The organism is Ruegeria sp. BG6, assembly GCF_056538465.1.
On record NZ_JBQFTB010000012.1, the window covers coordinates 61386 to 85038 of the forward strand.

Here is a 23653-nt window from a genome sequence, read left to right on the forward strand (position 1 = left end):
GACCGTTTGGGCAGGTATAGGCCGTGAGACATGCGATTTGAAACCCCTCTTGTCCCCGCCCGCCTGATCCGCCGATACAAACGCTTCTTGGCCGACTGCACGCTTGAGGACGGGCGCGAGGTTACAGCCCATTGCGCCAACCCAGGCTCGATGATGGGGCTGGCCGAACCGGGTGAGCAAATCTGGCTGGAGCCCAATGACGATCCGAAGAAAAAGCTGAAATACGGCTGGCGGCTGGTCGATCACGAAACCGGACATTTCACCGGGGTCGATACATCGGTTCCGAATAAAGCCCTGCGCGCAGCACTGAACGCCGGTGAAATCCCGGAACTGGCGGCATATGAAACCATCCGAGCCGAGGTGAAATACGGCCAGAACAGCCGCATCGATTTCCTTCTGACCGGGCCTGGGCTGCCGGACGCCTATGTCGAGGTCAAAAGCGTCACACTGTCCCGCCAGCCCGGTCTGGCCGAGTTCCCAGACAGCGTAACCGCGCGCGGCACCAAACATCTGGGCGAGCTGGCGGCGATGGCCACACAAGGACACCGCGCCATTATGCTTTATCTGGTGCAGCGCACCGATTGCGACCGGTTTGCGCTGGCCGACGATATCGACCCCGCCTATGCGGCAGCCTTCGAGGCCGCGCAGGCGCAGGGCGTCGAGCGGCTGGTTTACGGAACGCGGATTTCGCCGGAAGGTGTTTGGGTAAACCCGAGACCCATTCCCACCTAAAGACGCCTTGCACGGCGCAGGCGTTTCGTTTCAACCCAGATTTGGATCACCACACTGATATCGACGGGTTACCTGCGTTTCCTGGCAAGGTGGAGTTCATGGGTCTCCTTGAATTTGGGCCTCTTACTTCACGGCGTCTTGAGCCTCTCCGTACACCTCCGGCCAAAGCTCCGCATCCAGTCGCTTCACAAATGGCGCCAAGTGATCCGCCACCTCGCGCCAACGCCCGACCGACGACGTGCTGACGGGCCGGCGGACCTGAAGGCTGCTGGCGGTTTTGACCGCGTCCGATGAGGATTGCGGCGCCAGCATGCTTTCTTCGAACGACAGGTCGCAAACCCGGGCAAGCTCTGCTGCGGCGTCCTGCAGATTGTTGACCAGATACTCGTACCGGATCTCGTGAATACGGCCCGGTAGTTCCTTGTGCCAGTGCTGTATGTAGCGGCGGTAACGGTTGGCCTCGGCCGCCATCCATTTGAAGTCATGGGTGAAATACATCCCCTGCGCACCGAAATTCTCGCGCCACATCGACAGGGCGACGTCCCTTGGATCGCGCTGGACGTTCAGGATCAACGCATTGGGAAAGGCCTGTGCAATCGCGCCGAGATAGGCGTAGTTGCCCGGCATCTTGTCCACAAAGGCCGCGGCGTCCCGGTTCAGCTCGGGCAGGCGCTCGACATAGTAATCCGTCAGCGGTTGCGCCTGTGAATGCAGGCTTTCCTCCTTCATCACCCAGAACTGAACGGTGGCAAGCTCTCCAAGCCCCTGTACCCGTGAATGTGCCGACAGGATACGCTCGACCAGAGTCGTGCCCGATCTGGCAAGGCCGACAACGAAGATCGGGCGGGGAATGTCGGTTCGCGGGTCCGAAGATTCCTTCGGCAAAGGCGCAGCAAGACGGTCGCGGCATTCCTTCTCGCGGCTCTCCTCAAGACTTTCCAAACCGTCGCGCCGCAGTTTGTGCGCCTCGTCCAGATGATGCATCTCCTGCGCCATGTCCTTGTCCAGACGCGCAAGGCTTGCGGCGGCGAAGTGAATCAGCGAGGCACTTTCACGGTTGGCGATCGGCCCCTCGCCGAGGAATTTTGAGACCTGAGCCTGCAAGGCAGGCAGATCGTCCTGCTTCAGGCCCGGCAGCTTGCAAATGAACTCCAGTGTTTCCGGATGACCGGGCGCCAAGGCAAGCGCGAGACGTGCGTGTTTCAGGGCTTCGTCCAGCCGACCGACCCCGGCCAGAGCCTTGGACAGTCGCAATTGCCCGTACTGAAACTTGGGATGCTGTTTGACAAGCGCCGTCAGGAGCCCGACCGCATCATCCCAGCGGCGCAATTCGTCCAGAATGTCGGCTTTCAGGCACTGCGCCTCGAGATTGCCGGGCTGGCGTTTCAGCACCAGATCAACGGCTTCCAACGCCTTTTGTTCCTTCTGCTCTCGCAGAAACGCCATCGCGCGAATGAACTGCTGGGGTGGCGTCAGGGGTGCGCGCGCGCCGATTTTGTCAATGAACGCCAGCGCCTTGCCAGCGTCGCCACCCTGAACAAGGCTCATGCCGTAATTCTGGATCAAATCCGCGTTTCCGGGTTCCAGCCGCCATGCCCGTTCGAAATAAGTCTGGGCCAGAGGGAACTTGCCCTGCTGGATCGCACACAGACCGGCAAGTCTTGGCAATGCCGACACGTTCGGCCATTTCTTGGCGGCCTTGGTTGCCCGTTTGAAAGCCCGATCGGCCCGGCCTTTCCTGAGCAGATCGCTGATGCTGGCGATTTCGGCCCTCAGCTGATCAGCTTTTTGCATTGCCATGCCTTTCTATCATTTGCACAAACCCGGCGGCTTTTGCCATGTGCTATTTCATTCTGCCCGCAGGGTCTACCAGAGATGAGGCAACCCTCCGACTGCAGGTGCTACCCTGCACCCTCTGGTACTTTCTGCACAAGCAGCGTAAAAGGAATGCTGCGCGACACATTTGGAGCTTAGCGTCGATGAAAGAGCATCGTGGCCGTCTGACCAAGGACGGCATCCGCATTTATGAACAGGGTGACTTTGCCGGGATGCATTCGGCAGGGGCGCTGGCGGCGCGGATTCTCGACGACATTGCCGACCACGTATTTCCGGGTCAGACGACGGGCGCGATTGACGGTCTCATCACGCGGATGGTCGAAGATGCGGGCGCGACATCGGCAACTATCGGTTACAAGGGCTATCAGCACGCAAGCTGCATCAGCGTGAACCACGTGGTCTGCCACGGCATCCCCGGCGACAAGAAGCTGAAGGACGGCGATATCCTCAATGTCGACGTCACCGTCATTGTTGATGGCTGGTTCGGCGACACGTCGCGCATGTATGTTGCGGGCAAACTGCCGCGCAAGGCGGAACGGCTGATCCAGGTAACCCATGACGCATTGTTTAAGGGCATCGAAATGGTCAAGCCCGGCAATACGTTCGGCGATATCGGTCATGCCATTCAGACCTATGTCGAGGCCCATCGGATGAGCGTTGTCCGCGATTTCTGCGGCCACGGTCTGGGCCGGGTCTTCCACGCCCCGCCGAACGTGCTGCATTACGGTCGTCCGGGTACCGGAGCCAAACTGGAAGAAGGCATGTTCTTTACCATCGAGCCGATGGTGAACCTGGGCCGTCCCGAAACCAAGACCCTGGCCGATGACTGGACCGCTGTTACCCGCGACAAGTCGCTGTCGGCGCAATTCGAGCATTCGGTAGGGGTGACTTCGGACGGGGTCGAGATCTTTACCCTGTCACCAGGCGGAAAGTTCCACCCGACCTATTCTTCCTGATCGGCAGCCTGCTCGCGCAGCAGTTTCAGCAGCATCGTCTCCTCACCCCATGGGGTGATTGCGTCGTGGATAAACACGGGCGCGCGACGCGGCTTTGGCGGCGGGCCGGTCGTTGTGTCGGTATCGGATGTGATCGTCCAGAACGGAGACGGTAAGGCGCGGTCCATATCAGGGATGGTAGCACGCCCAGCTCAGATTCCCAAAAGCCGCGGGGCGTCGGCCATGTCGTGAAACACCTCTGCCCCCAATTGCGCCAGAGATGCCCCATCGTCATGGGCGGCAAACCCCAGGCACCGCATTCCGGCACGAATGGCGGCAGTGACGCCATTCACGCTGTCTTCGATCACCACCGGGGACATCGAACCGAAACGTTCAGCGGCGGCCAGAAACATATCCGGCTCGGGTTTGCCGGTTCCCAGCACATGGGCGGAAAACATCACATCGCTGAACCGGTCCCACAATCCATTCTGGCCCAATGTGATCCGCATCTTGTCCGGGCTTCCATTGGACGCGACACAGAACGGAATGCCCTTCTGATCCAATAGCGTCAGCAGGCTTTGCACACCTGCCACCAACGGCACGCCCGCTCGCAGCTTTTCGTATGTTTCCGCATAAACCTGATCGGTCCAGTCCTCGGGCAGGTCCGCGCCCAAAGCCCGCGCTTTGTCCCGGACACCTGCCATGGTTCCTCCCACGAACAGAGACATACAATCCGGCAGTGACAGGCTCAGCCCGTATCGCGCCAGATTTTCCATCAAGACCCGGTTCGAGATGACCTCACTATCAACCAGAACTCCGTCGCAATCGAATATGACCAGATCGTGCATGGGGTCCTCCGCCTTTTTCGGTTGAGCTAGCCGAGGATCGACCAGCCTGCAAATCTGGGCTCGGCGTCACTCCGCGCAGGCCGTTTCAATCTGAAACGCCACGCTGCATCAATGAGATATGGGTGTCGCCGTATTTCCGTGCATCCAGCAGGCTGAACCCCTCAGGTACAACCATGGCAGAGTTTTCTTCCCAGACCAGAACCGCGTGGTCGCTGATCCAGCCGCCGGTCAGGGCAGCGGCGATTGCCTTCTGGCCCAGCGCCTTGCCGTAAGGCGGATCCAGAAAGATCAGATCACAGGGCGCGCCGGGGTTTTCCCCCAACCGGGTCGCATCGCGGCGGATCAGGTTGGTGCGGTCGGCACTGCGGGTCAGGTCGATATTGCGTCGGATCAGCCCCTGCGCCACGCGCCCGTCATCGACAAAGGTCACATGAGATGCTCCGCGTGACAGCGCCTCGAGCCCCAATGCGCCTGTGCCCGCGAACAGGTCCAGCACACGCAGACCGTCAAAATCGATCTTGTGGGCCAGAACGTTGAACAGGCTTTCGCGGACCCGGTCCGTGGTGGGGCGCAAATGCGCGCCTGCGTCCCCCTTGCCGACCGGGGCCAGCGCGCGGCCCCGGAAGTCTCCGGCGATGATCCTCACGCCTTGAGCAGCGGTTTCAGGTCCGCGTCGGGGTCGGCCACAGTGGCCGGATCCGCCGTCTTGCCCATTTCGATCAGGCGCTTGCCGACCATGTAGGCGCGCGGGTCGTTCATCGCATCAACGGCAATCAACCGATCCCCGCTGTAATACCAGAACGACACCGTCTGACCCTCGCCCTTTCGGGTCACAACGCGGTCATAACCGGTGTTCAGCCCCGCGATTTGCAGTTTCACGTCGTACTGGTCTGACCAGAACCACGGCGTTGCAACATAGTCCTTTGCAGCCCCCAGCATGTTCTGGGCCACGATCTCGGCCTGATCGATGGCGTTTGGCACGCTTTCAAGGCGGATACGATCGCCCTTGTGCGGGAAGGACGCGCAGTCGCCCGCCGCCCAGATCGACGGGTCAGAAGTGCGGCCATGGGCGTCGGTCTTGATGCCGTTGTCCAGTTCCAGGCCTGCCATTTCAGCCAATTGGGTCGACGGGGCGATACCAACGCCGACCACCACGAAATCAACCGCAAGCTCGGTGCCGTCGGTCAGTACCGCGCCGGTGACCTTGCCGTTGTCGCCAACCAGACGGTCCAGCCCGACGCCTTCGCGGATGTCGGCGCCATATTCACTGTGCAGGGCGCGGAAATAGTCGCTGGTCTCGCGGGCAGCGACCCGTTGCAGGATGCGGTCGGCCATCTCGACCAGCGTCACCTTGACTCCGCGCTTGGCGCAGACCGCCGCAGCCTCGAGGCCAATGTAACCGCCGCCCACGATCAACGCGCGTGCGCCGTCTGTCACACGGGGCTCCATCTCGTCGATATGGGCCAGATCACGCACCACGTGCACGCCGTCCAGATCCCCGCCTATGGATGCGGGCAGGCGGCGCGGGTCCGATCCGGTGGTCAGTGCCAGCTCGTCGTAGGGAATGACCTCATCGCCCAGAGTCACGGTTTTTGCCTTTGGGTCGATGGCGGTGACACGCTGGCCGAGACGCAGGGTGATATTGTTCTCGGCATAGAAGCTTTCGGGTCGCAGGAACAGGCGTTCCAGCTCCATCTCACCCAACAGGTAGGCTTTGGACAATGGCGGGCGCTGGTAGGGCAGATGCGGCTCGGCCCCGATCAGGGTAATGTCCCCCTCAAACCCGTCCTTGCGCAGTCTGGCAACTAGCGAAGACCCGGCCTGACCGGCACCAATCACGACAATATGGCTCATGTTCCTCTCACCCTGTCGAATTCCCGTGGTTAACTTGATTCGCTCACCTATATTGCGGCAGGGACCGACTCTGCAAATCCAAATGACAGGAGCGCTAAAATGATTTCAACAGGTGATATGCTGCCCGAGGCCACGCTGACCCAGATCGGTGCGGAAGGCCCGGAAGAGGTTCGGGTGTCGGACAAGACCAAAGGGCGCAAGGTGGTGATTTTTGCCGTACCGGGCGCATTCACGCCGACCTGCCATTCGGCGCATGTGCCCAGCTTCATGCGCACCAAGGATCAGTTCAGCGCCAAAGGCGTCGACGAGATCATCTGCATCTCGGTCAACGATCCGTTCGTGATGAAAGCATGGGGCGAGGCGACGGGCGCCTCGGATGCGGGCCTGACCATGCTGGCCGATGCAGCATCCGAGTTCACGAAAGCCATCGGAATGGACTTCGACGCCCCGCCCGCGGGTCTGATCGCGCGGTCGAAACGTTATGCGATGCTGGTCGAAGATGGCCGGGTCGTGGCGCTGAACCTCGAAGAAAGCCCGGGCGCATGTGAAATTTCGGCCGGCGAAGGTCTGCTGGACGTCATCTGAAATTGGAAGGCCCCGGGGCAAGCCGGGGCCGGTTAAAGTGCATTTAACTTGATGCAACGCCCCGAAGTGCGAATACTTGGCACATATAACCGGGGAGTTTGTTTATGATGCTAAAGATTTTTCCTTTGATTTTAGGTGGCGCAGGCTTGTTGGCGGCCTGTGGACCGGCCCCCACACCGCAGCAGCAAGCCGCACGGCAGCATGAGATTGCCTGCCTCAGCGGGACCTTGGGTGGTGCGCTGATTGGCGGGGCCATCGGCAATCAGTTTGGCGGCGGATCGGGCCAAACGATCCTGACGGCAGCCGGTGCGGCAGCCGGTGGCGTGTCCGGTCAACGTTACGCGTGCTGAGGAGAGGCAGGATGAAACGTGGTATTATAGTGATCATGGCCATGATGATGGCCGGTGCCGTTTCCGCGGAAAGCGTCGCCGAATTGCATGAGGGCGAGCTGAACGCCATCGACGGAAACAACGACGGCTTCCTGTCGCGGGACGAGTTCAACGCCTTTTCCGACTATGCCTTTCAGGCAATGGATGAGGACAAGAATGGCACCCTGGGTCAGGCCGAAGCGAAACCCTTTCTAAGTCTCGACATGTTCCGGAAAGTGGACCGCAACAACGATAGCCAGGTTTCTCGTGCCGAATATGACGCACAGATGAACCAAGATTTTCTGGCCGCCGACCAGGACGGCAATGGCCAGCTGGACTGAAACGGACCGGCCGCGGAACAACCGGGGCTGATCTGATGGGACAGGAGCCTTTGATGAACAAATGGATTGGCCTTGGTGTTCTGAGCGTGATGGCGGCCTGTAACGTCCCGCAGGCCCCGGTAGTGACAGGCCCCGACGGGCAGGCGCGTATCCAGATCAACACCAATGGTCTGACCTGTTATCAGACACGTTGTCTCGATATTAACCCGGCGGCGCGCAGCGTCCGGTCGATCGGCAACAAGACAACCCGGATTCCAGGCGGCATCAATGTCAGCGATGGCACGGTTACTCCGGCTGAATTCGAACAGATGGGCGTAGCCGCATCATTGGCGGGCGGTGTGGGCTCGGGTAGCGACCGGGGCTAGAGCAGACTGTCCATCTTGCGCGCCAGCTTGGCATCCAGCGCGGAAAGGCCGCCTACGTCATGGGTGGACAGGACCACTTCGACCGTGCGGTAGATATTCGACCATTCGGGGTGGTGGTTCCACTTTTCCGCAAAGATCGCCACCTGCGTCATCCAGCCAAAAGCGTGGACAAAATCCTCGAAGATAAAGGTTTTTGTGATTGCATCCCGGTCATCGACCATCGTCCAGCCGTTCCTGAACAACGGATCCAGTAGCGGGCCGCGTGTCTCGGTCGACAATAGTTCGGTCATTGCTGTTCCTCCGGGTTCGATTTTCTGAACGGGCCATAGTCCGTCAGAATCTCAATCTCTTCTCCCACCGCGCGGGCTTCGGCGTCCAGATAATTCTGCACAGCGTCCGCAAATCCCGGATCGCCGATCCAGTGCAGACTGTGCGTACGCGTGGGCAGATAGCCGCGGGCCAGCTTGTGCTCGCCCTGCGCGCCCGCCTCGACCCGTTTGAGGCCATGAGCGATGGCGAAGTCGATCGCTCTATAATAGCACAACTCGAAATGCAGACAGGGGTGATGCTCGACACAGCCCCAATAGCGTCCGAACAGCGTTTCACGCCCGATGAAGTTCAGCGCCCCGGCAACCGGATACCCATCGCGTTCAGCCAACACCAACGCCATGTCCTCTGCCATGGTTTCCTGTGCAATATCAAAGAACTGGCGCGTCAGATAGGGCGCGCCCCACTTGCGCGACCCGGTATCCTGGTAAAAGCGCCAGAAAGCGTCCCAGTGGTCGGGATGCAGATTCGTGCCCGTCAGTGTGCGAATGTCTCCGCCGAAGCCGTTTGCCTGTGCCCGTTCCTTGCGGATGTTCTTACGCTTGCGGGACGACAGTGCCCTCAGAAACGCATCGAAATCGGTGTAGTCGTCGTTGAGCCAGTGAAACTGCTGCGAGGTTCGGTGCATCAGTCCCATCTGCTCACCTGCACGCGCCTCATCATCGGTACAAAAGGTTATGTGGATTGACGAGACCCGGTTGTCGGCTGCCAGCTGCACCGCGCCCTGAACCAGCGCCGACGTGCCGACACCTTCATAGCCGGGGCGCACCAGAAAACGGCGCCCGGTTGCCGGGGTAAAAGGTACTGCGATTTGCAGCTTCGGATAGTAGCGCCCGCCGGCATTCTCATAGGCATGGGCCCAGCTATGGTCGAAGATATACTCGCCCTGGCTGTGCGATTTGGCATACATCGGGGCGGCAGCAATCAGCATCCCGTCCAGATAAGCCGCCAGATATTGCGGCTGCCAGCCGGTACCGCGCCCGACCGAGCCGCTCTCTTCGAGCGCCAGCAGGAACCGGTGCGTGGTGAACGGGTCCAGCGGACGCCCACCATCATCAGTCTCGGGACAAGCGCAACTGTCCCACTCGACCGCAGGTATCTGCGAGAGCGACCCAAGAACCCGAACCTCAATCTGTGCCTGATCCATATCCCCTCCCGCGTCTGTTCTTTATCTGTGACGGCCCGGGGCGTGATCAACCCGGATGTGCCGCCAGATACCCCTCGAAGGTCACGTTGTCGGCAACCTTGCGCGCCTCGGCCTCCTGCCCGGGCGAGCGAACGGTCCAGCACAGGATCGGCACGCCACGCGCCTTGAGTTCAGCCACGCGGGGGCGGGAAAGGTCCTCCGCCTCGTGACTGATGAAAGCGGCACCGACCCGGTCGAAATCCGGGATTTCGCGCAAGTGGTCGCAAACCTTTTGCGGCAGAAGCTCCACCTTTGGATCGTAGGAACACGTGACCAGACCACGTGGCAGATGCGGCGCAAGCCGCGCCAGTTCCGCAACGCTGTTGGGGTTGAAGGACATCAGCGCCACGGGGCCTTCATACCCGCGCAGTGCCCGCACGGTGTCGTGTTCCAGCGGCCCGATATCAGTGCCCATGGCACCGTCCTGATCCTTGAGCTCGATCAGCAGTGGTACCTTGCCCCTAATCAGCTCCAGCACCTCGTCCAGCGTGGGAATGCCGTCATCGCCATGCAGCAGAGACGTGGCCTGTGCCTGCGCGCAGGTGGTCTGACGTATCGGGCCAGGCCGCCCGGTCAGCCGGGTCATGTCATAGTCGTGAAATACCATGGCCCGGTCATCGGCCGTCAGTTGCAGATCAACCTCAATGCCGTACTCGGCCGCGACAGCCGCGCGAATGGCCGCCCGGCTGTTTTCCGGGCGGTGATCCGCAATGTCGTGCAACGCCCGATGTGCAATCGGGGCTCGCAGGAACTCTGCTGGCAGAGATGGCGTCATTGGACTTCGAAAATGCCTTCGATCTCGACCGCGACACCCAGCGGCAGGGATGCCGCACTGACAGCCGAGCGCGAGTGGCGACCGGCTTCGCCCAGCGCCTCGACCAGGAAATCGGACGCGCCGTTGATGACCTGCGGCTGGGCCGTGAAATCAGCGGTCGAGTTCACAAAGCCGGTCAGCTTGATAACGCGCACGAGTTTCTCGATATCGCCGCCACAAGCCGCCTTGACTTGGGCCAGCAGGTTAATGGCGCACACCCTGGCTGCAGCTGCGCCTGCCTCGACATCCATGTCGTCGCCCAGTTTGCCGGTGATCAGATCGTCGGCCTTGGAAATCTGACCGGAGACATAGACGATGTTGCCAACACGTACGAAGGGCACGTAGTTCGCGGCCGGTGCGGGTGCGTCGGGAAGGGCAACGCCCAGGCTTTCCAGTTTCGCTGCAATGCTCATGTGATGATCCTCACCTTGTTTGACTTGGGCGGACGCTAACCGCGAACACGCGGTTGGGAAAGCTGGAAACCGTCATTTTTCATCGCTGATCGGCCTTGGCGAAACTTTTCTTATTCTGAACTGTTGAACTTGAGTCACTTTACCTACTTCCTTTCGGCGGGTTAAACGCTATGTGTTTCAAAGTGATTGCGAAACACATATGTGACGGCGAATTGGGCCTTGAAGCGCTGAAAAAGGCCACATTGATTAAGTATCCGGTGTACCCGCAACGGATGTATTGGAGTAACGAAGACCGTGTCGAGTAAATTCAGCCTGAAATCTCTGATCCTGCTGTCTGTGTTTGCTGTCCTGAGCGCCTGCGCATCCCAACCGCAGGACGAAGCCGCACGCGGAGAAATCTTTGATCCGTATGAAAATGCCAACCGGGGTATCCACAAATTCAACCTTGGAGTTGACCGGTTTCTGTTTCGTCCCGCCTCGAAAGGCTACGTGAAGATCGTGCCCGACCCGATGGTCACAAGCTTCAACCATTTCGCCGAGAACCTGACCATGCCCGGTCAGGCCCTGGACTATCTTTTGCAGGGCAATATCAAACAGTCCGGCAATGCGCTGCTGCGGTTTCTGATCAATACGACCGTGGGCGGTGTGGGCCTGTCCGACCCGGCAAGCGAATTGAACCTGCCGCCTGTGGATACGGATTTCGGTGAAACACTGCATGTCTGGGGGGTCGGTGAAGGCGCCTATGTCGAACTGCCTTTCTATGGTCCGTCGACCGCGCGGGACTCGGTCGGGGTGATCGTCAACCTGTTCTCGAACCCGATCAATTTCAGCCCGGTCCGCCCGGTGGACAACATCGGCGTCTATGCCGAAGTTGTACGCCGGATGGGTGACCGGGGACGGTTTGCAGACACGATCGACTCGATCCTGTATGAAAGCGCCGACAGCTATGCCCAGGCGCGCACGATCTACCTGCAAAATCGCCGCTTTGAACTGGCCAGAGACGATGAGGACGCCTATCTGGGTCTTTATACTGACCCCTATGCCGAAACCGGAACCGACCCTGTCAGGGACCCCTATCTAGACCCTTACGAGGACCCCTATGCCGAATAACCCTCTGAACAGACGCGATTTTGTTGCCACCGGATTGGCAGGCCTTGCGCTTGCCCTAGTCCCCCTGCCCGCGCTCGCCCAGACCGAAGCCAGTGCCAAGGCTTTGGTTGTCAGCGTTGTTGACGACATCAATCGCGTGATCGCCTCGGGCAAATCCGAAAATGCCATGTTGCGCGATTTTGAAAAGATCTTCGTGCAATATGCCGATGTGCCGATCATGGCGCGTTATGTGCTGGGCGCCGACGGCCGCGCGGCCAGCCCAACGCAGCTGAAACAGTTCACCAAGGCGTTTCAGGGCTACATTTCCACCAAATACGGACGCCGGTTCCGCGAATTCATCGGTGGCGAAGTAACTGTTCGCGACGCGCGGAAAATCAAGGCTGGCTACGAGGTCCGAACCTCGGTCAAGCTAAAGGGATCCGCGCCGTTTGATGTAACCTTTCTGGTCTCGGACAAATCCGGGCGTGACCGGTTCTTCAATATGTTCATCGAAGGGGTGAACATGCTGCTGACCGAACGGACAGAAGTCGGAGCGATGCTGGATGCGCGTGGCGGCGACCTGAACAGGCTGATCAAAGACATGAACCGGCTCAGCTGATCCCATTCGAGAGATCAAAAAAGCGCCGCGCGAAATCCTCGCGCGGCGCTTTTTCATTTCAGTTGAGGCGTTCGCCGGTCTCTTCGGCGAAATAAGACACTTTGCTCATGTCGAAAGCCAGGTTCAGCATCTGACCGGCCTGTGCGCTGGTTTCCGCATGCAGGCGCGCCGTGACTTGTTTGCCGCCCAGTTCCGAGACCACATAAGTGTCCGCGCCTGCCGGTTCGACCATATCGACCATGCACGCAGCCTCCTGTACGCCCGCTCCGGCGCGGAAACCCGCTTCGGCGATATCCTCGGGGCGCAGGCCCAGGATCACATCCTTGGGCAGGGACAAGTCGCGGGCATCGTTCAGCACCAGTGTTTCGCCCTCTCCGCGCGAGATTGCGATCTCGGTGCCTGACCCGGTGTTCGATGCTTTTGCCGGAATCAGGTTCATCGCAGGTGAGCCCATGAAGTCAGCGACAAACAGGTTGGCCGGATTGTTGTAGATCTCGGCCGGGCTGCCGATCTGTTGCACGATCCCACCTTTCAGAACGACGATCTTGGTGGCCAGCGTCATCGCCTCGATCTGATCATGGGTCACATAGACGATTGAGGCATCCAGCGTCTGGTGCAACTTCTTGATCTCGGTCCGCATCTCGACCCGCAGCTTGGCGTCAAGGTTGGACAGGGGTTCATCAAAGAGAAACAGCTTGGGATCGCGCACCAGCGCCCGCCCCATCGCCACACGCTGACGTTGGCCACCAGACAACTGGCTGGGGCGACGGTTCAGCAACTGCTCGATCTGCAGCAGTGACGCGACCTCTTTCAGTTTCGCGTCCTGCGTGGCCTGATCGACGCCTCGCACCTTCATACCAAAGGTGATGTTTTTGGCGACAGTCATGGTCGGATACAGAGCGTATGATTGGAACACCATCGCGATGTCGCGATCCTTGGGGCTGACATGGGTCATGTCGTTGCCACCGATGGAAAGGGTGCCGCCCGAGATCGGCTCCAGACCTGCAATGCAGTTCAACAGGGTGGACTTGCCGCAGCCCGAGGGGCCGACCAGCACCAGGAAATCGCCCGGTTCGATCGAGATGTTGATGTCCTTCAGAATCTCGGTCGCACCGTAATTCTTATACAGGTTGTTGATATCGAGGATGGGAGCCATGGGTTATCCCTTCACGGAACCGGCGGTCAGGCCGCGGATGAAATACTTACCGGCAACGACATAGACGAGCAGCGTCGGCAGCCCCGCGATGATCGCGGCCGCCATGTCGACGTTGTATTCTTTGACGCCGGTGGTGGAGTTTACGATGTTGTTGAGCGCCACGGTCACGGGCTGTGTACCCGCCTGGCTGAATGACACGCCGAACAGGAAGTCGTTCCAGATCTGCGTGAACTGCCAGATCACGGTCACCACGATAATGGGCAGTGACAGCGGCAGGAAGATCGACCAGAAGATCCGCAGGAACCCGGCCCCATCGACGCGGGCCGCTTTGGTCAGTTCGGACGGAATGGTGACATAGTAGTTGCGGAAGAAGAGCGTGGTGAAGCCCAGCCCGTAGATCACGTGCACAAAGATCAGGCCCGGAATGGTCCCGGCAATCCCCATCATGCCCAACAGGCGCGCCATCGGCAGCAGGACGACCTGAAACGGGATAAAGCAGCCAAACAGCATCAGCGAGAAGATGATATTCGCGCCTTTGAACCGCCATTGCGCCACGACATAGCCATTCAGCGCGCCCAGCAGAGTCGAGATGGCCACTGCGGGCACCGCGATCAGGACCGAGTTCCAGAAATAGGGCCGCAGGCCCTCGCACTGGATACCGGTGCAGGCACCGGACCACGCGGTTTTCCAGGCCTCAAAACTGACCTCGCGCGGCAGAGAGATCAGGCTGCCTGTGCGGATTTCTTCAAGGCTTTTCAACGATGTGGTCAACATCACGAAGAGCGGCATCAGGTAATAGAGCGCGAACAGTCCCAAAAGGACATAGAGCAGCCAACGCAGGGCAATCTTGCCGGTGGCACTTTGGGTGCGGGTTTGGGTTTGGGGCATCGACAGATCAGTCATTTTTCGCCCTCAGCTCTGAGTAAAGGTAGGGAACCACGATCGCAAAGACGACCAGCATCATGATCATCGCGGAGGATGCTGCCTGACCGATATCGCCACGCGAAAACGCCATGGCGTACATGTACGTGGCCGGAAGGTCGGTCGCGTAACCCGGACCGCCACCCGTCAGGGCGATGACAAGGTCAAAGCTCTTGATCGCAAGGTGGGCCAGCACGATGAAGGCGGACAGGAAGATCGGGGCCATCGAGGGGATAATGATTGCAGTATAGATGCGCCATGTGGGGATACCATCGACCTGCGCGGCCTTGATGATTTCACCATCCACCGAACGCAAACCGGCCAGGAACAGCGCCATGACAAAGCCCGAGCTCTGCCAGATCGCAGCAATGACGATGGTGTAGATGGCGTAATCCGGGTTCACCAGCCAGTCGAATTCGAAGTTCGGAAAGCCCCAGCCCTGCACCATCGCCTCGATACCCAGGCCCGGGTTGAGGATCCACTTCCACGCGGTACCGGTCACAATCATCGACAGTGCCATGGGGTACAGATAGATCGTGCGGATCGCCCCTTCGACGCGGATCTTCTGATCCAGCAGAATGGCCAGCAACAGGCCCAGCATCATCGCGATTACGATGAACAGCGCGCCAAAGATATACAGGTTGTTGATCGCCGTATCCCAACGGGGCGAGTCAAACAGGCGTTCATACTGGATGAAGCCCTTGATCTCGTATTTCGGCAGTAGTTTCGATCGGGTCAGCGACACCCACGCGGTCCATCCGATAAATCCGTAGACAAAGATCAATACGGCGATGAACGACGGTGCCAGCACCACCTTGGGCAGGTGGTTTTCCAGCCATTCGGACATTTTTTCCTCCGGGGAAAGATGCTCTGCCCCTCAGTATAGGGGGCAGAGCGAGTTGGATCAGTAGCTGTTTGCCACCGCGTCCGCCAGTTGCTGAACCGCGTCAGCCGAGGACATATCCGAGTTGAAATGCGCGGTCACAACGTCGGTGATCGCACCAGCCTGCGCACCGCGCAGAGCCATACCATGCGCGTAGGACGGCAGCAGAGAACCTCCTGCCGACGTCGAGCCCATGTCTTCGGCCGAAATTTGCGCGCAGATGTCGAACGCATCCAGTGCAACATCGGTCCGGGCCGGGATCGAGCCTTTGTTCAGGTTGAACACTTCCTGGAAGTTCGGCGCAACGATCAGCTTGGCCAACAGTTCCTGACCGGCGCGCTTGTCGTCACCTTCCACGTCAAACATGGCAAAGCTGTCGACGTTGTACAGGTAGCCGTCGCCGGGGGTCGAGGCGCACAGGAAGTCTTCGCCGGGCTTCTTGCCAGCCGCCAGGAATTCACCCTTGGCCCAGTCACCCATGATCTGGAACGCCGCTTCGCCATTCATCACCATGGCGGTGGCCAGGTTCCAGTCACGGCCCGAGAAGTTTTCGTCGACGAACCCGCGCAGGGTGCGCATCTGGTCAAAGACCTGAACCATGGTGTCCGAGGTCAGCGTTTCCGGGTCCAGATCAACAAAGGCCTTCTGGTAGAACTCTGGTCCACCCAGACCCAAAGCAACCGCTTCGAATACGGTCGCGTCCTGCCAGGACTGACCACCATGGGCCAGCGGGATCACACCGGCGGCCTGAAGTTTCTCGGCCGCAGCGTTGAACTCTTCCCAGGACGTGGGCATTTCGATGCCATTCGCGGCCAGCACGTCAGCGTTCGCCCAGATCCAGTCGATGCGGTGGACGTTTACCGGAGCGGCGCACCACGTGCCTTCGCACATCATGTGACCGGCGATCGACGCGGGCAGGACATCCGCCCAGCCTTCGGCCTCGGCCACGTTCGAGATGTCAGCCAGAACGCCTTCTTCGTACCATTCCTGAATGGCCGGGCCTTTCAACTGAACTGCGGTCGGCGCGTTGCCGGCCAGAACACGGGCCCGCAGCGCGGTCATTGCCGCATCACCACCGCCGCCAGCAACGGGCATGTCAGTCCAGGTACCGCCATTCGAGGCGAATTCTTCCTGCAGAACGGCGACCGATTTGGCCTCGCCGCCGGATGTCCACCAATGCAGAACTTCGGCCTGCGGCTCGGCCGTAACCGAGGTGCCTGCGACCACAGCCAGTGTCGAAACTGCGGACAATGCAAAACGTTTCATAAAGGGATCCTCCCAGATACTTTTTTAGCCACCGGACCGGCGGCGATGCGCGATACTACGGATAGCGGATGGCCGTCTGGCAATGATTATCCGGGGTAAATCCCGGCAATGGTGGAATTTTTCCCACCATTTGTTACAGCCTGTTACGTTGAACTTGAATCTGTTGCCGTTCGTTACAATTGGCGAGCCGGACAGAAACCGTGACAGGGAGGAGAAGCGTGACCATTTCGCGCTTGTTGGTGGTGGATGACGACCCCGAAATGCGGTCGATGATGACCCAGTTTCTGCAACAAAACGGGTTCATCGCACTTCCCGCCAGTTCGGACATGGAGATCCGCACGCATATGTCCTCGGGGCGCATCGATCTTATTCTTCTGGATGTCATGCTGGGAGATGAGAACGGCGTGGACATCTGCGCCCGATTGCGGCGCGAACAGGATGTCCCGATCATATTCGTGTCCGCCTTGTCCGCCGATCATCAGCGCATGGCCGGGTACGAGGTGGGCGCGGATGACTATATCGCCAAGCCTTTCAACCCGCATCTGCTGCTGGCGCGGGTGCGGGCCGTGATGCAGCGGACACGGCGCACGCCGTCTCTGGCCTATCGGCGCCGCACCCGGACCTTTCGCTTTGCCGGCTGGGTATATGACGGCAAACGGGACGAGGTTTTTTCGCCCGAGGGCTATCTGGTGCCACTTTCTCAGCGCGAAAGCGCATTGCTCAAGGTGTTGCTGGCCAATCCGCATATCCCGCTGACCCGGGTCGAGATCGCCGCAGCGTTGGACGTCACCGGTGATGGCGACAAGAGCGAGGCACAGGGCCGCGCCATCGATATGCTGGTGGGACGTCTGCGTTCGAAGATCGAGGCCAATCCCAAAGAGCCGCAAATGCTGCGAACCGAACGGGGGCTGGGATATGTCTTTGCCACGGACGTTTCGGTGGAAGAGGACGCATGAACAGGCCTGCGTTGCGTCTGCGCAGCCTGGGCTGGATCTGGACAATCGCCGCGTTTTCCGCCGGTTTGGTTTCAGCCGGGCTTTGGTTTGCGTCTGCGCAGGCGTGGGAGGGCTTCCTGACGCGGGCGCAAGTTGCGGGCTTCGCGGTCTATGAGGACCTGCGTGTCGGCAAAACCCCGCCCTCCGGCATCACGATAACCCGATTGCCCGTGCCAAGCGCCGCCCTGGCCGAGGTCGGCCAGTTCGAACAACTGCCCGGCATGTCGGACCGCAGTTTTGTCACCAACCTGTCGATCTTCACCGACAGTTCCGCCCCGCTGAGCGGGCGCGAACTGACCCTGGCCGTCATGTCGGACCGCCTGGTTTACCCCGTTTCGGACATTCTCTCGGGCAGTGATCAGACTGGGCCGGAAAAGATGGGCAGCCTGACCCGGCTCCTGGCGACCTATTGCAGCGAACCGGTTCTGATCGCCCGCTTTGGGCGCAGTGCGTGGCAGATGGTGGACGGAACCGACGTCTGGGGCTGCGGTGCCGCACCAACTGATCTCCGGCTGCCTGCAATTCTGGTGGCCGTTGTTGCGTTGGCGATCCTTCTCACTTCGGTCGGGAATGTCAGCGATACATTTACCCGTTTCTCACACGCACTGCGCGACCGAAAGCGGCGCGGCGGGCCGGACAGCTACGATACCGAGGGTCCCGGCGAACTGCGCGAAATCGTCGAGGCCGTGAACGACCATCTTGATGCGGAACGGGCGCAGCTGAAAAAGCGCGCCATTGTCTTGTCTGGCGTCAGTCACGATCTGGGCACACCGGCTACGCGCGTTCGGTTGCGCGCCGCTCTGATCCCCGACCGCGACCTGCGCGAGAAACTCGAGGCTGACGTGGACCAGATGACCGGAATGATCGAAAGCGTCCTGACTTTGACACGGTCCGAACTCAGTGTCGAGGAACCACGTCAGATCTCGCTGACGGCGCTGGTTGAATCCGTGGTGGCCGATTACCAGGACATGGACCGGCCCGTCACCCTGAAACAGGCCGCCCCGGTTCTGGTCGAAGGCGGGCGTTCGGTTTTCATGTCGCGCCGCGGCCATGGCTCCATGCCCGAAACGCGGCGCATTCTGGTTATCGGGCGGCCAATTTCGCTGAAACGCGCATTGACCAATCTGATCGACAATGCGCTGAAATACGGGCGGCAGGCCGAGGTCGAGCTTGCGACAGATGCCCAGACGGCCACCATTACGGTCGAGGACAAAGGCGCCGACCTGACCGCCGCGGATATCGAGGCGCTGATGGCACCGTTCCGGCGCGGGTCGAATATCGGATCCTCTGACGGCTATGGCTTGGGTCTGACGATCGCAGCAACCATCGCCGAACAGCATGGTGGAACACTTAGCTTCGAGGCCGGAGAACAGGGATTGCGTGCCCGTCTGCACATCACACGGCAGTAGTGACTCTTGTCAGATCGTGTAACTGCGCACCAATGCGCTTGCGATCATGGACCACCCGTCAGCGATGACAAAAAACGCCAGTTTAAACGGCAGTGACACGGTAGCCGGGGGAACCATCATCATGCCCATCGACATGAGAACCGCTGCGACCACAAGATCAATGATCAGAAACGGCAGGAAAACCAGAAATCCGATCTGAAAGGCCCGCGCAATTTCCGACAGCATGAAAGGCGGCATCAGAATCGATACCGGCGCGTCCGGCGACAGCGCAATCGTGTCGCCGCCCGGACGCAGGGCCGCCATGGCTTGAAACGTGTCCGGGTCGATTCGTGCGGCCATGAAGGCGCGAAATGGAACCAACGCACGTTCCAGCGCCGGTTCCACATCCATTGTCTCTTCAACCATCGGGCGTATTCCGGTTTCCCAGGCCTCGGTGAAAACCGGCTCCATGATAAAATAGGTCAAGAACAGGGCCAAGCTGACGATCAACATGTTCGGCGGTGACTGCTGCAGGCCGATGCCCTGCCGCAATATGGCCAGAACCGTAACCAGAAACGGAAAGCAGGTGATCATGATGGCCAGTCCGGGCGCCAGACTCAGCACCGTGATCGACAGGATCAGCTGCACAGTGCGCGCCGAGATCGACCCACCCTCGCCCAGCGACAAGGTCACATCCTGCGCCGCCGCCAAGGACGGGGTCAGCAGCGCCAGCGCCAAGGCAAGCCAGACCAGCGGACGCATCAGCCGATCCCGCGCTGATGGTCCGATATCTCGGTCAGGCGCACGGCCAGTTGACCGGCCTGATCGCCCTCCAATTCTTCCAGAAGCCCCCGCGCAACCAACTGGTCGCCGACATACAAGTCAACGGGATCCTCGATACGCTTGTCCAGGGTCAGTACCGCGTTTTCGCCCAACGCCAGCAGGTCGCGGATCAATGGCCGCGCCCGACCGACCGAGACCGTCACTTCGATCGGGGCAGTTTCAAATGGATTTGATTTTCCGTTATTTAGGGTCTGATTTTCACTCATTTGACAGTGCCTTTTTTGCCTCGAACAGATAAGCGTCGAATGCGTTGGAAATCGACGCCAGCAAGGCGTTGCAATCCACCTCCTGCTGCGACATGCCAACCTGCAGCCGCGCCTTCCCCGGTTCCAACGATGAATCCTCGATCACTTTTGGGGGTGGGCTCAGACCCAGCGGCACAAGAGCACCGACACCATCCGCCTGCCCCACAGGAACCAGTATTTGCATGGACTGACCGATCTGCTCGCCAGCCAATTCGCACAACTGCTCCACCAGACGGGTCCCAAAGCCCCGCTCCAGCGTTTCCGGCAGAACAAGACGGACGAGCCCCTCGAACATCGGCTCAAGCGACAGCGACATCCGGTTCAGCGCCTCGTGATAGGTGAAGGACATGTCTTCAAGCGAGGCGGCCAGCGCAGCGGACGCCTGATCAAGGCTTTGTTCCTGTGCGGTCAGGGCATCCTCCCAACCTGCCTTGTAGCCGTGTTCAAATGCGGCAAGGCGATGCTCTTCCAGCGCGTCCTCGTCCAGCAGATGCACCTGAACACCACTGGCCTGTGCCGAGAAGTCTTCAAGGAGATGTGCGATGGACATCACACAGCCTCCTCACCTTCTTCAAGCCAGCTGCGCAGAATTTCGACTGTTTCTTCCTGCTTTTCACCGATCAGTGCGCGCAAGCGGTCAACCGGGTCAGTGCCGGCAGGCGATCCCAGCGCGGGAACCTCTGCCTGCTTCGCCTGACTGGGTATTTGCGCAAACTCTACCCCATCCGCCGTCGCGATTTCACCAACAAGAAACGGAGCGTCCTCAGACTCGGGCGTACGGTCCGCAGGCAAAAGCGCGGTGGCCGCAATCGGCTTTGTCAGAATCGGGCGAATGACAAACAACCCCAGGATCAGAGAGACAATCGCCAGCACCGCCATCTGAATCAGAGACATGGCGTCCAGATGGAGTTTCGGCCAGAAGGAACCGGAAACCAGCACTCCTTGAGGCTCTATTAAAGGCATATCCATCGATTTGAGTGTAATCACGTCGCCCCGCGCAGCGTCGAAACCAACGGCAGACGCGACCAGCTCGCGAAGCGCGTCCAGTTCGGTCTGCGGCAACGGCACAAAGCTTTCCGTCCCTTCATCCGTCACTTCCCTGGAACCGTTGACGAGAACTGCCACTGTCAGTCTCTTGACCGCACCAGGGGCGTTGTGCACTTCCAGTTCGGTCTCGGACACTTCGTAATTCACCCGTTCCCGGGTCTGGGTCGCAGTGGAGTTAGATTCGTCACCGCTTGCAGCGTTGCCATCCGGAAGGTTCGACGCGACAGTCACATCCGAGGACTGGTTGCGCGCACTGTCCGAACGTTCTTCTACATCCGTGCTGATCGCCACGCGCGTTTCGGGATCGATGCGGCGTTCGCGGATCGATTCAGTTCTTGTCACCGTATCGACACTGACTTCGACCACTGCGTTTCCCGCACCAACGCGGGCCTCGACCAGGCGCAAAACCCGCTCGCGCAGGGTTCGGGCCTTGTCATCAGCCGTGTCTGCCGCGGCCTGGCTTTCCTGCGCGCCGATCACCGCTCCGTTTGAATCGATAACCGCCACGTTTTCCGGGGTCAGGCCACTGACCGCCGACGACACCAGAAAGCGAATAGCACGGGCCTGATCTGCTGTAATCTGACCACCCGAAGGCACCAGATACACCGATGCTGTTGGCGCGGCGCTGCGCTGGAACGGGTTGGAAGAACTGTTGGCGATATGAACACGGGCCTGACTGACATAGGCACTGCCGACGATGGTCCGGGCAAGCTCACCTTCCTTGGCGCGCCAGTAGGCGGCATCGAACATCTGCGACGTGGTGCCGAACCCGCTAAGCGAGTCGAGCAGTTCGTACCCGCGGTTGCCGTTTGCAGGCAACCCCTCGCTGGCGAGCGTCATGCGCAGTTCATCCCGCTGCGTTCCGGGGACATAAATCGAACCGCCGCGAATCTCGTATGCAACCCCGCGCTGATCCAGAGCCCGGACAATATCGCCAGCGGCCCCACTTTCGAGCCCGGCATATAACAACGTCATCGACGGTGCCGTCACCAGCCGGGACATGGCAAGAACCCCAAGAAAAACCAGCACCACCGCACCGGCGACGACAATTTGCCTACGCCTGTCCAAATTTGCCCAGACAGTTCCGATCTGCTGCACTCTCACCTCCGACTCGCCGACATTCTGCCCGGCGCAACCTCTGTTTGGACGATTGCCCTTAACAATCGGTTAGTCCCTGCGGGGTTATGACGGTGGCCGAACGGATGGATGAGGACGCCATGGCTGACGCAACGGCTGAAGAAAGCGAAGCCCCGGTAAAACCGAGGAAAACGGGCCTGATCGTCGGGGCGGTTTTGGCCGTTCTGGGTGCGGCCGGCGGTTATTTTCTGGCAACGTCCGGCCTGTTGCCGCTGGCTGGCAACGGTACCGAATCCGATGAAGAAACGGCTGAAATCTCTGCCGAAGCAGTGCCCGAGATTGGCTTTGTCGACCTGCCACCCGCGATCATTTCGGTGGATGTCGGCGATTCGCGTCATCTGAGGTTTCATGCCCAGCTTGAAGTGAATGCACCCTACATCGGTGATGTCGAAAAGATGAAGCCCCGCATCATGGACGTTCTCAATGGTTATCTCCGCGCGATCGAAGTCGAAGACTTGGAGGATTCGCTGGCTTTGATCCGCATTCGTGGACACCTGCTGCGGCGTATCGAAATTGTCGTGGGCAAAGGGCGCGTCCGCGATGTTCTGGTGATGGAATTTGTACTGAATTAGGAGGCGAAATTGGAGCTGATTGCGGATATTTTGCTTGTTGCAGGCGCGCTTGGCGCCGGTCTGTATTGTTTTGTACTGTCGCGGCGGCTCCGGAAATTCACTGATCTGGAGCAGGGTGTCGGTGGTGCCGTGGCGGTTCTGTCCTCGCAGGCGGACGCGCTAAAAAGATCGCTTGAGTCGGCCCGGTCTGCCTCCGATCAATCCGGAGTTGCTTTAAAGGAGCTGACCCAGCGTGCCGAGTCCGTAGCCGGGCGTCTCGAGCTGATGATGGCTTCAATGCACGACATTGTCCCGGACGAGGACAACGTTGGCCCAGGTCCGGAAGACCCTGAGCCCGGTGAAGCCGAGACAGAAAACTCCGCGATTGAACCGGCGGTGGATTCGGAGACCCCGGCGCCACAGGGTCCCACAAAGCAACCGGATACGGAGAAACACGAGGATTTCGAGGTCGCACCTCAGCCTAAGGGACAGCCGGAAGGTCTGATGTTTTTCAGGCATGCCCGCAAATCAGGCGAGGCTACGCCATGAAACAACGAAAAACGCCAAGCAGGCGGGGTCGGTCTCGTGGCGGAGTATTGACTGTGATTTCCTTGCTGATGGTCGGGTCCGCTGTGATCCGATTGGGTCTGGAAGCCGGCCCCGCCCTTGCAAAGGCTGCCGACCCGTCTCAGCCACTGCTGCAACCTGCTTCTCAAAAGGCACCGGATGTTCAGGTTCTGCTGACCGAACTGCTTCGCCGGGAAGAACAGCTGGTACAACGTGAAAACACCCTTCTGAATAGGGAAAAGGCCTTGGAAATAGCAGATCAGGCCATCGAATCCCGCCTGATTGCCCTGCAGCAGGCGGAACAGGACCTGCGAGCCACTTTGGCCATCGCCGACACGGCCG

29 protein-coding genes are annotated in these 23653 nt (G+C 59.8%); 12 read left to right on the top strand and 17 right to left on the bottom strand.

The annotated features are described in order from the left end of the window. Positions 1 to 30: 30 nt before the first annotated feature. A complete protein-coding gene (sfsA, locus tag ACR0JW_RS18405; RefSeq protein ID WP_170679910.1) occupies positions 31 to 732 on the top strand; it encodes a DNA/RNA nuclease SfsA in 702 nt (233 codons plus the stop codon). 123 nt (positions 733 to 855) lie between these two features. Here sfsA and ACR0JW_RS18410 read toward each other — a convergent pair whose 3' ends face one another. Beyond that, positions 856 to 2532: a tetratricopeptide repeat-containing sulfotransferase family protein gene (locus ACR0JW_RS18410; protein ID WP_170679912.1), complete on the bottom strand. Its 1677-nt coding sequence runs from the start codon at positions 2530 to 2532 to the stop codon at positions 856 to 858. 179 nt (positions 2533 to 2711) lie between these two features. Here ACR0JW_RS18410 and map point away from each other — a divergent pair, with 179 nt between their 5' ends. Then, positions 2712 to 3524, top strand: a complete 813-nt coding sequence (gene map / locus ACR0JW_RS18415; protein ID WP_170679914.1) for a type I methionyl aminopeptidase — start codon at positions 2712 to 2714, stop codon at positions 3522 to 3524. On the opposite strand, the gene ACR0JW_RS18420 is transcribed toward map, so the two are convergent. The 4 genes from ACR0JW_RS18420 to ACR0JW_RS18435 form a co-directional block, all read right to left on the bottom strand. After that, positions 3512 to 3691 (bottom strand): hypothetical protein, encoded by a 180-nt coding sequence (locus ACR0JW_RS18420; protein WP_170679916.1) that lies wholly within the window; start codon positions 3689 to 3691, stop codon positions 3512 to 3514. The genes map and ACR0JW_RS18420 overlap by 13 nt on opposite strands. Before the next feature lie 24 nt (positions 3692 to 3715). Then, entirely contained in the window at positions 3716 to 4351 is a 636-nt protein-coding gene (locus ACR0JW_RS18425) for an HAD family hydrolase (protein ID WP_170824944.1), read from the bottom strand. Positions 4352 to 4436: 85 nt separating this feature from the next. After that, complete coding sequence (gene rsmD, locus ACR0JW_RS18430; RefSeq protein WP_170613002.1) at positions 4437 to 4997, bottom strand: 16S rRNA (guanine(966)-N(2))-methyltransferase RsmD; 561 nt, start codon at positions 4995 to 4997, stop codon at positions 4437 to 4439. After that, positions 4994 to 6205, bottom strand: coding sequence for an NAD(P)/FAD-dependent oxidoreductase (locus tag ACR0JW_RS18435; protein ID WP_170824946.1), 1212 nt, complete (start codon positions 6203 to 6205; stop codon positions 4994 to 4996). Before ACR0JW_RS18435 ends, rsmD begins: the two co-directional genes overlap by 4 nt. Before the next feature lie 99 nt (positions 6206 to 6304). Here ACR0JW_RS18435 and ACR0JW_RS18440 point away from each other — a divergent pair, with 99 nt between their 5' ends. From ACR0JW_RS18440 to ACR0JW_RS18455, 4 genes are all read left to right on the top strand, one after another. Further along, positions 6305 to 6790, top strand: coding sequence for a peroxiredoxin family protein (locus ACR0JW_RS18440; RefSeq protein ID WP_170612998.1), 486 nt, complete (start codon positions 6305 to 6307; stop codon positions 6788 to 6790). A 107-nt stretch (positions 6791 to 6897) separates the two neighbouring features. Beyond that, entirely contained in the window at positions 6898 to 7140 is a 243-nt protein-coding gene (locus tag ACR0JW_RS18445) for a glycine zipper 2TM domain-containing protein (protein ID WP_480714283.1), read from the top strand. A gap of 11 nt (positions 7141 to 7151) precedes the next feature. After that, on the top strand, positions 7152 to 7499 hold the full coding sequence (locus tag ACR0JW_RS18450; RefSeq protein ID WP_170612994.1) for a hypothetical protein: 348 nt from the start codon (positions 7152 to 7154) through the stop codon (positions 7497 to 7499). Positions 7500 to 7552: 53 nt separating this feature from the next. Next, a complete protein-coding gene (locus tag ACR0JW_RS18455; RefSeq protein WP_170612992.1) occupies positions 7553 to 7864 on the top strand; it encodes a hypothetical protein in 312 nt (103 codons plus the stop codon). Here the strand turns inward: ACR0JW_RS18455 and ACR0JW_RS18460 are convergent. Genes ACR0JW_RS18460 through ACR0JW_RS18475 form a run of 4 tightly spaced genes read right to left on the bottom strand, consistent with a single transcriptional unit; the run spans position 7861 to position 10604 of the window. Next, on the bottom strand, positions 7861 to 8154 hold the full coding sequence (locus ACR0JW_RS18460) for a 4a-hydroxytetrahydrobiopterin dehydratase (RefSeq protein WP_170612990.1): 294 nt from the start codon (positions 8152 to 8154) through the stop codon (positions 7861 to 7863). The two genes, ACR0JW_RS18455 and ACR0JW_RS18460, sit on opposite strands and share 4 nt — an antisense overlap. After that, complete coding sequence (locus tag ACR0JW_RS18465) at positions 8151 to 9338, bottom strand: GNAT family N-acetyltransferase (protein ID WP_170679924.1); 1188 nt, start codon at positions 9336 to 9338, stop codon at positions 8151 to 8153. Before ACR0JW_RS18465 ends, ACR0JW_RS18460 begins: the two co-directional genes overlap by 4 nt. 46 nt (positions 9339 to 9384) lie before the next feature. Further along, positions 9385 to 10152 (bottom strand): glycerophosphodiester phosphodiesterase family protein, encoded by a 768-nt coding sequence (locus tag ACR0JW_RS18470; RefSeq protein WP_480714284.1) that lies wholly within the window; start codon positions 10150 to 10152, stop codon positions 9385 to 9387. Next, entirely contained in the window at positions 10149 to 10604 is a 456-nt protein-coding gene (locus ACR0JW_RS18475) for a RidA family protein (RefSeq protein WP_170612984.1), read from the bottom strand. The genes ACR0JW_RS18470 and ACR0JW_RS18475 overlap by 4 nt, the downstream gene beginning before the upstream one ends. Before the next feature lie 294 nt (positions 10605 to 10898). Between ACR0JW_RS18475 and ACR0JW_RS18480 the strand changes: the two genes are divergently transcribed. Together ACR0JW_RS18480 and ACR0JW_RS18485 are read left to right on the top strand one after the other, a co-directional pair. Beyond that, the gene (locus ACR0JW_RS18480) at positions 10899 to 11714 is read left to right on the top strand and encodes an MlaA family lipoprotein (protein WP_480714285.1); all 816 of its coding nucleotides are present in this window, start codon (positions 10899 to 10901) and stop codon (positions 11712 to 11714) included. Beyond that, complete coding sequence (locus ACR0JW_RS18485) at positions 11704 to 12312, top strand: MlaC/ttg2D family ABC transporter substrate-binding protein (protein ID WP_170612982.1); 609 nt, start codon at positions 11704 to 11706, stop codon at positions 12310 to 12312. The genes ACR0JW_RS18480 and ACR0JW_RS18485 overlap by 11 nt, the downstream gene beginning before the upstream one ends. A gap of 58 nt (positions 12313 to 12370) precedes the next feature. On the opposite strand, the gene ACR0JW_RS18490 is transcribed toward ACR0JW_RS18485, so the two are convergent. The 4 genes from ACR0JW_RS18490 to ACR0JW_RS18505 are packed head-to-tail and all read right to left on the bottom strand — an operon-like array spanning position 12371 to position 16538. Then, entirely contained in the window at positions 12371 to 13468 is a 1098-nt protein-coding gene (locus tag ACR0JW_RS18490) for a sn-glycerol-3-phosphate ABC transporter ATP-binding protein UgpC (RefSeq protein WP_170679928.1), read from the bottom strand. Positions 13469 to 13471: 3 nt separating this feature from the next. After that, the gene (locus ACR0JW_RS18495; protein WP_170444061.1) at positions 13472 to 14371 is read right to left on the bottom strand and encodes a carbohydrate ABC transporter permease; all 900 of its coding nucleotides are present in this window, start codon (positions 14369 to 14371) and stop codon (positions 13472 to 13474) included. Continuing rightward, positions 14364 to 15236: a carbohydrate ABC transporter permease gene (locus ACR0JW_RS18500; RefSeq protein ID WP_170612976.1), complete on the bottom strand. Its 873-nt coding sequence runs from the start codon at positions 15234 to 15236 to the stop codon at positions 14364 to 14366. Before ACR0JW_RS18500 ends, ACR0JW_RS18495 begins: the two co-directional genes overlap by 8 nt. 57 nt (positions 15237 to 15293) lie before the next feature. Continuing rightward, complete coding sequence (locus ACR0JW_RS18505) at positions 15294 to 16538, bottom strand: ABC transporter substrate-binding protein (RefSeq protein ID WP_170679930.1); 1245 nt, start codon at positions 16536 to 16538, stop codon at positions 15294 to 15296. A 218-nt stretch (positions 16539 to 16756) separates the two neighbouring features. Between ACR0JW_RS18505 and ACR0JW_RS18510 the strand changes: the two genes are divergently transcribed. Then, complete coding sequence (locus ACR0JW_RS18510; RefSeq protein WP_170824950.1) at positions 16757 to 17494, top strand: response regulator transcription factor; 738 nt, start codon at positions 16757 to 16759, stop codon at positions 17492 to 17494. Continuing rightward, positions 17491 to 18942, top strand: a complete 1452-nt coding sequence (locus ACR0JW_RS18515) for a sensor histidine kinase (protein WP_480714286.1) — start codon at positions 17491 to 17493, stop codon at positions 18940 to 18942. Before ACR0JW_RS18510 ends, ACR0JW_RS18515 begins: the two co-directional genes overlap by 4 nt. Before the next feature lie 9 nt (positions 18943 to 18951). Here ACR0JW_RS18515 and fliP read toward each other — a convergent pair whose 3' ends face one another. Genes fliP through fliF form a run of 4 tightly spaced genes read right to left on the bottom strand, consistent with a single transcriptional unit; the run spans position 18952 to position 22154 of the window. Next, positions 18952 to 19683, bottom strand: coding sequence for a flagellar type III secretion system pore protein FliP (fliP, locus tag ACR0JW_RS18520; protein ID WP_170679936.1), 732 nt, complete (start codon positions 19681 to 19683; stop codon positions 18952 to 18954). Beyond that, entirely contained in the window at positions 19683 to 19970 is a 288-nt protein-coding gene (locus ACR0JW_RS18525; RefSeq protein WP_170679938.1) for a FliM/FliN family flagellar motor C-terminal domain-containing protein, read from the bottom strand. Before ACR0JW_RS18525 ends, fliP begins: the two co-directional genes overlap by 1 nt. Next, entirely contained in the window at positions 19963 to 20559 is a 597-nt protein-coding gene (locus ACR0JW_RS18530) for an ABC transporter ATP-binding protein (protein ID WP_170679940.1), read from the bottom strand. Before ACR0JW_RS18530 ends, ACR0JW_RS18525 begins: the two co-directional genes overlap by 8 nt. Beyond that, positions 20559 to 22154, bottom strand: a complete 1596-nt coding sequence (gene fliF, locus ACR0JW_RS18535) for a flagellar basal-body MS-ring/collar protein FliF (RefSeq protein ID WP_170679942.1) — start codon at positions 22152 to 22154, stop codon at positions 20559 to 20561. Before fliF ends, ACR0JW_RS18530 begins: the two co-directional genes overlap by 1 nt. Positions 22155 to 22273: 119 nt before the next feature. Between fliF and ACR0JW_RS18540 the strand changes: the two genes are divergently transcribed. Next, positions 22274 to 22765: a flagellar basal body-associated FliL family protein gene (locus tag ACR0JW_RS18540; RefSeq protein WP_170679944.1), complete on the top strand. Its 492-nt coding sequence runs from the start codon at positions 22274 to 22276 to the stop codon at positions 22763 to 22765. Positions 22766 to 22774: 9 nt separating this feature from the next. Then, on the top strand, positions 22775 to 23293 hold the full coding sequence (locus tag ACR0JW_RS18545; protein WP_170824954.1) for a hypothetical protein: 519 nt from the start codon (positions 22775 to 22777) through the stop codon (positions 23291 to 23293). The last annotated feature ends 360 nt before the right edge of the window (positions 23294 to 23653 follow it).